Origin of the sequence: Paenibacillus forsythiae T98, from assembly GCF_000520735.1 — a bacterium.
GTDB classification, from domain to species: Bacteria; Bacillota; Bacilli; order Paenibacillales; family Paenibacillaceae; genus Paenibacillus_AQ; species Paenibacillus_AQ forsythiae.
On the sequence record NZ_ASSC01000277.1, the window covers coordinates 1 to 306 of the forward strand.

At 61.1% G+C, this 306-nt stretch carries 1 protein-coding gene; it reads right to left on the reverse strand.

Going from position 1 to position 306, the window contains the following annotated elements:
• The coding region (locus L692_RS28240; protein ID WP_036722931.1) for a 3'-5' exonuclease at positions 1 to 306 on the reverse strand (306 nt) is incomplete at both ends.

Genomic DNA, 306 nt, shown 5'->3' on the forward strand with positions numbered 1-306 from the left:
CTTGTGCATCAGGAACGGAGCGTACAGATCCTGGCGGTTGAAGCCTTTGGACATTCCGGCCAGAAAGACGACCGGAAACTCAAGCCCCTTGCTTTTGTGGATGGTCATAATCCGGACGCCTTCGCCCTGCTCGCCGCCCCCGGCAGTCCCCAAATCGCCGCCGTTCTCCCGGAGCCGGGAAATGAACACCAGAAAGCGGAACAAGCCGCGGGCAGAGGTATCGTTCTCGAATTGTACCGCCCGGTCATACAGCGCTTTAAGATTGCTCTGCCGCTGGGCGCCTCCCGGCAGCCCGCCGACCCATTC